At 47.4% G+C, this 7,622-nt stretch carries 8 protein-coding genes and 1 pseudogene; 7 read left to right on the top strand and 2 right to left on the bottom strand.

Annotated elements, in window-relative coordinates; genetic code table 11:
• The first annotated feature begins 2 nt into the window (after positions 1-2).
• From B3O33_RS03955 to B3O33_RS03940, 4 genes are read left to right on the top strand one after another with little or no spacing between them, the layout of a single operon-like run.
• Complete coding sequence (locus B3O33_RS03955; RefSeq protein ID WP_292362997.1) at positions 3-248, top strand: hypothetical protein; 246 nt, start codon at positions 3-5, stop codon at positions 246-248.
• A complete protein-coding gene (locus B3O33_RS03950) occupies positions 245-1,888 on the top strand; it encodes a PepSY-associated TM helix domain-containing protein (RefSeq protein ID WP_292361331.1) in 1,644 nt (547 codons plus the stop codon). Before B3O33_RS03955 ends, B3O33_RS03950 begins: the two co-directional genes overlap by 4 nt.
• Positions 1,888-2,238: a DUF3325 domain-containing protein gene (locus B3O33_RS03945; RefSeq protein WP_292361330.1), complete on the top strand. Its 351-nt coding sequence runs from the start codon at positions 1,888-1,890 to the stop codon at positions 2,236-2,238. The genes B3O33_RS03950 and B3O33_RS03945 overlap by 1 nt, the downstream gene beginning before the upstream one ends.
• Positions 2,239-2,264: 26 nt before the next feature.
• The gene (locus tag B3O33_RS03940; RefSeq protein WP_292361329.1) at positions 2,265-2,480 is read left to right on the top strand and encodes a hypothetical protein; all 216 of its coding nucleotides are present in this window, start codon (positions 2,265-2,267) and stop codon (positions 2,478-2,480) included.
• On the opposite strand, the gene B3O33_RS03935 is transcribed toward B3O33_RS03940, so the two are convergent.
• Entirely contained in the window at positions 2,477-3,823 is a 1,347-nt protein-coding gene (locus tag B3O33_RS03935; RefSeq protein ID WP_292361328.1) for a DUF5924 family protein, read from the bottom strand. The genes B3O33_RS03940 and B3O33_RS03935 overlap by 4 nt on opposite strands.
• 120 nt (positions 3,824-3,943) lie before the next feature.
• Positions 3,944-5,326, bottom strand: a complete 1,383-nt coding sequence (gene argH, locus B3O33_RS03930; RefSeq protein ID WP_292361327.1) for an argininosuccinate lyase — start codon at positions 5,324-5,326, stop codon at positions 3,944-3,946.
• A gap of 118 nt (positions 5,327-5,444) precedes the next feature.
• Here argH and hemC point away from each other — a divergent pair, with 118 nt between their 5' ends.
• From hemC to B3O33_RS03915, 3 genes and pseudogenes are all read left to right on the top strand, one after another.
• Positions 5,445-6,374 carry a hydroxymethylbilane synthase gene (hemC, locus tag B3O33_RS03925; protein WP_292361326.1) on the top strand — a complete coding sequence of 310 codons (930 nt, stop codon included), beginning with the start codon at positions 5,445-5,447 and terminating at the stop codon, positions 6,372-6,374.
• Complete coding sequence (locus B3O33_RS03920; RefSeq protein ID WP_292362995.1) at positions 6,364-7,131, top strand: uroporphyrinogen-III synthase; 768 nt, start codon at positions 6,364-6,366, stop codon at positions 7,129-7,131. Before hemC ends, B3O33_RS03920 begins: the two co-directional genes overlap by 11 nt.
• Positions 7,121-7,622, top strand: a pseudogene (locus B3O33_RS03915) (hypothetical protein); the annotation flags it as partial. The gene B3O33_RS03920 and the pseudogene B3O33_RS03915, both read left to right, overlap by 11 nt.

The raw sequence follows: 7,622 nt of genomic DNA, 5'->3' as shown, positions 1-7,622 counted from the left end.
TGCTGTTGGCCGCTACATTTGGTGGCTATTTGCTAACTTCGGCAGTGGTGATTCTGGTCGCCGCGTGTTTGCCGTTATCGCGTGCTGATGCGGTTATCACTAGCTCATTACTGAGTTTTGCTGTGTATACCGCAGTCATTATCTGGGTGTTTGCGGTTAAAGATGCCAAACGTGCCTGGACAGGCATGTTATCGGCGACAGTGATAATTGGCGGAACAGGTCTGCTGCTGACGGAGTTGCTGCGATGAAACAGGCAACAGCAGTGAATAATGAACCAGGTCGTTTCCGTCAGGCGATGGCCTGGTTGCATACCTGGGGTGGGTTAGTCGCCAGTTGGGCATTATTTGCCATTTTTCTGACCGGTACTATCGGGGTGTTTGATGATGACATTACACATTGGATGAACCCTGAAAGAGCCATGGTGGGGGAGTTTGATCCTCAGACCAACACTCAGCAGCAGCGTTTGGATGCAGTCACAAAAGGTGAAGCCTATCTGCGAGATATTGCGCCACAAAGCCACCTTTGGAGAATACGTTTACCCAGTGAAGTAGATCCGGCTATCGGCTTAACTTGGGAAAATGAAAACGAGCAGTTCCAACAAGCTCGATTGCATCCGGTCAGCGGTGAATTACTAACTCAAAAGCAGGAACGTGAAACACAGGGCGGACATCATTTTGTGCATATGCATTTTGAGTTTCATGCCGGTACAGCTGGTATCTGGTTGGTAGGCTTTTTTACCATGATTATGCTGGTGGCGCTGGTCAGCGGCATTATTATTCATAAGCGTATATTCAAGGACTTCTTTACCTTTCGCCCCGGCAAGGGGCAACGCAGCTGGCTTGATGCGCATAATGCATCTTCAGTTTTATCCTTGCCGTTTCAATTGATGATTGCTTATACCGGCCTGATCGTCTTTGTCACGGTTTACATGCCTGTTGGCGTAATAGCTAATTATGACCATCCACGAACCTTTTTTGCCGAAGTGTTCAATCAACCGGAGCATCGTCCAGAAACCGGGATTCAAGCTGAGGTTTATCCGGTAACGGAATTGTTCGAAAAAGCGGAAGCATTGATGGAAAAACCCGCTAGTTTCATCAGTGTGGAGCATCCCGGCGACAGCAGTGCGGTGGCCAAGGTGTTTGGCTTATTCGAAAAAGAAAAAAATACCGGACGCCTGTTATTTTTGAGTTCCGGCCAGGTGATTCTGGACGCTGTCACTGGTGAGTTGCTGCATATCGAAGCACCAGATTTATTTGATAAAAGTAATGCGTTTGCCGCACAACGTATTATGCGGACCTTACATTTTGCCAATTTTGGCGGTTATACCGTGCGCTGGATTTATTTTATTCTGGGCATGGCGGGCACCATCATGATGGCCACTGGCGCCATTCTGTTTATGGTGAAACGACGTCAGAGATCGCTCAATGAATTTGGTGCACAGACACCCAAGGTTTACCGCGCCATTGAAGTGCTCAATATCAGCGCCATCAGTGGATTAATGGTGGCCTGTATAGCGTTTTTCTGGGTGAATCGACTGTTGCCTCTGGAAGTAGCCGATCGAGCCGGCTGGGAAATTAAGCTGTTCTTTTTTATCTGGCTGGGCAGTTTGCTGCATGCCGCATTACGACCTGCCTCACGTGCCTGGATAGAACAATTAATTGGCTTTGCTGTTTTATCTCTGTTGCTGCCAATCGTTAATTGGCTGACCACCGGCCAGCACTTATTCCATTATTTTGCCCGGGGGGACTGGTCAAACGTGGGATTTGAGCTAACGGTACTGCTGTTCGGGGTGTTAGGTGTCTTCACGGTCAAAATACTCAAACGCAAACAACAAAAAACCATAACAGAAGCCAACAGAGTCTATAAACCTGAATCGGAGTCAGCTTAATGAACATGTTGCTGATGATGTTGCTCGGAACAGCCTTGTGTTATGCCGGTATGGCCGGGTTAAGTCTTGCAATGCCGCGGAATTATTCGCAGTTAAATGCGGCTAAGTTATCTGCCCGAAACAATTTTGTATTGCGGGTTGCCTCGATTGCATTGCTGATAGTTTCACTATGGCCGGTTATCAGCATGTGGGGTGTTGTGGTCGGCATTGTGATCTGGCTGGGTTTACTATCAGTGGCCGCAGTGATGTGGGTGAGTTTACTGGCTTATTGGCCACGATTAGCGACAGCAAAGGCACTGGGATTGTCGGTTGTCGGATTGGCAAGTTGTGTCGTTTTATGGCTATGTTAATCTTGATGTAATTTCATGGGGCAGCTATGAAAAAATTCAGACTGGATGTGATTTTGTGTGTGATTGGAATTATTGGTTTACTGATTAATCTGGCATTGAATCTCTATGCTTATATACATGTTGACCCGGTTTCATCCACACCATTGGAAGAAGGCTGGTGGTCTGTATGGTTGCCGAGTTATCTGGTGTGGATGGTATTTTTAACGATTGCTTCGTTTCTTGGTGTCTATCAAAAAGATTAATTCTGTTCTTCGGGGATATCTTGCCCATCAGTGTTCGTTAGTTCTTCGGGCACTTGCGGTTCTCGAGCATCATTTTCCTGCTCTTCAGTGTTTTCCTGTATTTCAGTATTCTCCAGTTCTTGAATACTTTCCGATTCTTCAGGATCATTCTGGCTTTCGCTCATCCCCTGAATAAACTGCGGTGCCAGACGCTCATACAGGCTTTCTCTTCCTTCCGTATTCTCAGGTTGTTGCGTGTTGTCAGGATCTTTATTGTTCTGCTGATCTTCAACGCGCTCCTGAATGAAGGGTGGTTTAAGACGCTCAAAAAGGCTTTCCTGTTCGTTGATGCTGGCTTCAACGGTAAAGCGTTTGATGCCGATTAGCTGACCGGAATCTGTGACCACTTTAACCTGCCATTTACCTATCGGATCTTTGGGGAAATTCAGTTTCTGTGTCCAGGCTCGATATCCCTGTTCGCTGCCGCCTTCAATATTCAGCGTGATTCGATCTACCTGTTTGCCGTTATGCATCCAGATATGATGGATTTTTTCCTGTAAGCCGCGAGGTGCGCGGATAGCTGTCCAGGCATAGATGCCATCGCGTTTCAGTGATTCCACATCAAGGCGGTCAATGTGGATGCTATGGGTACGTTGCTCACGATCCACTTGCTGAACCAGATTAAATTCTGTCAAGCGTAACGCCGCAGGTGGTACTAAGCTTGGGACTTGCCATAAGCCAGCAGCTAAAGCGGATAACATCAGCACCATGACAGGCCGACGCCACCATTGGCCGTTGACGACAAACTTTACCAAGCTGGGCAGACTGAACAGGAGAGAGACAATCAATGCAATCGCCAGACTTTGTCCAGTCGTCAGTTGCAGCAGTATCGGTAGAGCCACCAGCAAAACAGCAAATAATGCTAATGCATGAAAAATGACAAAGAGTGAACGACGCGGCGCGAGCTGTTTGTAATACAAAGGATCGATCACTGAGATCAACGCGCATAAAACTAATAATCCGGTAAAACCTGCCTGGGTGTGGTTCCAGGTAGTGACTGCAAGGAAAAACGGTAAGGCAAAAAACAGACTTTCCTGATGCACCAATTGCGTCACATAATGCATCAATGCTGGCGGTATATTGAGGCCAAAGCGGTTTTTAAAGCTCTCGCGTAACCAGTTTTCCAGTACCAGAAACACCCAGCTCACCAGCATTACAATGGCAATTACTTGCGCCAGTGATTCTTTACGTTCCACCAGAAAATAACTGGCCACACCGGAAATAAAACCAAACGCTGCAATCAGACCGGGCCAGCGTTTCGCTAATTCAATCAGCGAAAAGAGTAATGATTTCAATGTGGCCATTTGAGCTGAGCTACCGCGGTCAGTGTAAAAGCTAAATAAAGATGATGAATTTGCTTATCACCTATGAACATCAGATTGGTAGTCGAATGATTAGCACGTCAATCGATTTTGGTAGTGGTTTTACAATTCGCTACGAGCAATTTGGATCGCTTTTTTTACCTGTTCTGGCGCTGTGCCACCGAGATGATTTCGAGCCGCTACTGAACCTTCAAGGGTTAATACCGCAAACACATCTTCACTGATCTGATCACTGAACTGTTGCAACTCATCCAATGACAGAGCCGACAAGTCTTTTTGCTGTTTTATCGCATAGGCGACTGACAGACCGACAACTTCATGAGCATCACGGAATGCGACACCCTTACGCACCAGATAATCAGCCAGATCGGTTGCCGTTGCATAACCTTTCAGCGCCGCCAGACGCATATTATCTTTTTTGACTGTAATTACAGCCAGCATATCGGCATAAACACGCAAAGAACCGAGCAACGTATCAATGGTGTCAAACAACGGTTCTTTGTCTTCCTGGTTATCTTTGTTGTACGCCAAGGGCTGATTTTTCATCAGCGTCAGCAGGTTAAACAGATTTCCGTAAACCCGGCTGGTTTTACCCCGTATCAGTTCCGGCACATCCGGATTTTTCTTCTGCGGCATGATCGACGAGCCGGTGCAGAACGCATCACCCAGATCGACAAAATCAAACTGGGCAGATGACCAGATGATCAGTTCCTCTGAGAAGCGCGACAAATGCATCATCAGCAGTGAGGCGAAGCTGTTAAATTCGATGGCAAAATCACGATCACTGACCGCATCCAGCGAGTTGCGACAGATACGTTCAAAGCCAAGCAATTCAGCGGTATATTCGCGATCAATCGGAAAGGTGGTACCGGCCAGTGCAGCAGCACCTAATGGAAGACTGTTGACCCGTTTAGAGCAATCGTCCAGACGTTCCAGATCGCGGCTGAGCATCTCAAACCAGGCCAGCATATGATGACCAAACGTCACTGGTTGCGCCGTTTGAAGATGGGTAAAGCCGGGCATGATGGTATTAAATTCACGTTCGGCTACATCCAGCAATGTAGAACGTAATCTTTGTAATTCACTGCGAATCGGCACAATCATATCGCGCAGATACAAACGCACATCGGTTGCCACCTGATCATTACGTGACCGACCGGTATGCAGTTTTTTGCCCACTTCGCCAATCAGTTTGATCAGTCTGGACTCGATATTCATATGCACATCTTCCTGTGCAATTGACCACTCAAACTGATCGTTATCAATTTCAGTTTCAATCTGCTGCAAACCATTAATGATTTGATCACGTTCGCTTGCTGTTAGCACGTCGACTTTGCACAACATGGTGGCATGAGCAATGGAACCCTCAATGTCCTGCCGGTACATGCGTTTATCAAAGGTCACCGAAGCAGTGAATTCCTCAACAAACTTATTGGTGGGTTGCGTAAGACGGGCAGAAGAAAGCTTTTTATCAGATGCGGTCATAGCACGGGCCTGTGATTGCTGGCAGAAAAAGACGGCATTATAACGCGGCTGCTCGTGGATCCGCAGGGGAAAATGTTAGAATCAACCACACTGTTCATAATCAACTGGTGTTTGTTTCATGAGTCAACGTACCGTTCGTATTGCCACCCGCCGCAGCCCGCTTGCCATCTGGCAGGCTGAATTTGTTCGTGACAGTCTGCTGGCGCTGGATCCGCATTTAAATATTGAGCTGGTCCGTATTAAAACTCAGGGCGATATTATTCTGGATACACCTCTGGCCAAAGTCGGCGGTAAAGGTTTGTTTGTCAAAGAGCTGGAACAGAGTATGTTGGCTGGCGAAGCGGATATTGCGGTGCATTCGATGAAAGATGTGCCGGTGGAGTTTCCCGAAGGTCTGCATTTACCTGTTATTTGTGAACGTCATGATCCGCATGATGCGTTTGTTTCCAATCACTTTGAAAACGTTGATGATTTGCCGCAGGGTGCTGTAGTTGGTACTTCCAGTCTGCGCCGTGAATGTCAGCTGCGTCATTATCGCCCTGATCTGAAAATCGTACCGTTACGCGGTAATGTGAATACCCGTCTTGCCAAACTGGATGCGGGACATTTTGATGCGATTATTCTGGCCAAGGCCGGTTTGGAAAGACTGGGATTTGATAAACGTATCCGCAGCGCTTTAACGCCGGAACAAAGTCTGCCAGCGATTGGACAGGGTGCGCTGGGTATTGAAACCCGCATTAATGATGAGGCAATGAATGCCTTAATTGCCCCGCTTAATTGTGCTCTGACCTCAATCACTGTCAAAGCAGAACGCGCTTTAAATCGCCGTTTGAAAGGCGGCTGTCAGGTGCCTATCGGTGGCTATGCGATGTTAAATGGCGATGATATCTGGTTGCGGGGGCTGGTCGGCCGTCCTGATGGCACTGAAATGCTGCAGCAGGAAATTCGCGGCAAGGCCAGTGAATCTGAGCAGCTTGGTTTAACATTAGGCGAGATGTTATTAAGTAAAGGTGCGGACAAAATTCTGGCCGATGTTTATGGTGACTGATACGGTGGCGTTGCCATTAAAGGGCCATAAAGTGTTAGTGACTCGCCCAATTCATCAGGCCAAAGGACTCGTCGAGATGATAGAACAGCAGGGGGGGGAGGCGATAAAGTTTCCGGTCATAGAAATCAAGGCGATTGATGTCAGGCAATGGAATGAATGGAATCCGCTACACACGAATTGGCTGGTATTTGTCAGTCGTAATGCGGTTGAAGCGTTTATGTCGGGCTACCAGCAACAGCTACCATCCACAATTAAACTGGCAGCCGCAGGTGAAGGCACTGCGCAGGCAATGCGGGAACAAGGATTAAAGGTTGATTTACTACCGGAATTGTCAAATGGAAGTGAAGGTTTGCTGCAATTACCCGAATGGCAACAAATGGATCAGCAGCAGGTCACTATTGTACGGGGCGAAGGTGGGCGAGAGCTGATGGCTGAAACCTTGCGAGCCAGAGGTGCTAGTATTGATTATCTGGAAGTTTACCGCCGACAATTGCCAAAGGTATCAGTAGATCTTCAACAAAAAGCCTGTTCTGCCGACTGGCTGACGGCGACCAGTGCCAATGGTGTCACAAACCTGTTAAGTTTATTATCAGTGAGCTGCCCGCAGATTCTGCAAAAACCTTTGCTGGTAGTGAGTGAACGAATCAAGGCTTTTGCGATTGAACAGGGATTCAAACAGGTGCATGTCAGTCTAGATGCCAGCGATGGTGCAATCATTCAGCGACTTATTGAAATGGGATCAGATCATGGAGTCTAACAACAAATCTGAGCAGGCAGAAAAGCCGGCTAAAAAAACTGAACAAACCAGTTCAGACACACCCAACAAAGCCTTTCCATGGCAAATTGTGTTGCTGGTGTTGGTGGCGATTCTGATTACTCTTCCAGGGGCAGCAGCACTTTGGTATGGATGGCAGCAGCAACAGCAACTTGTTCAACTGGAAAACCGTCTTGATGAAATAGCCGATCTTAAAACCGATATCTCCCAGTTAGGTTCTGCCCAAAGCCAGCTTGATGACCAATTGTCCAAGCTGAACCAAACACAGTTGGAACAGGGTGATGTCCTTACCAAATTACAGAATCAGTCGCCATTAACCAGTGACGAAATTGAACTCGAATGGGCGCTTGCGGAAATCAGGTACTTGCTCAACCTGGCCAATCAACGGGCCTTACTGGCAAATGATACCAACGGGGCAGCACTTGCTTTATCTTTGGCCGATCAACAGATCCGTGAAATCGGGGACTATCGTA

Origin of the sequence: Methylophaga sp. UBA1464, from assembly GCF_002325665.1 — a bacterium.
Taxonomy (GTDB): domain Bacteria; phylum Pseudomonadota; class Gammaproteobacteria; order Nitrosococcales; family Methylophagaceae; genus Methylophaga.
This window is presented reverse-complemented; position numbering and strand designations above follow the sequence as displayed.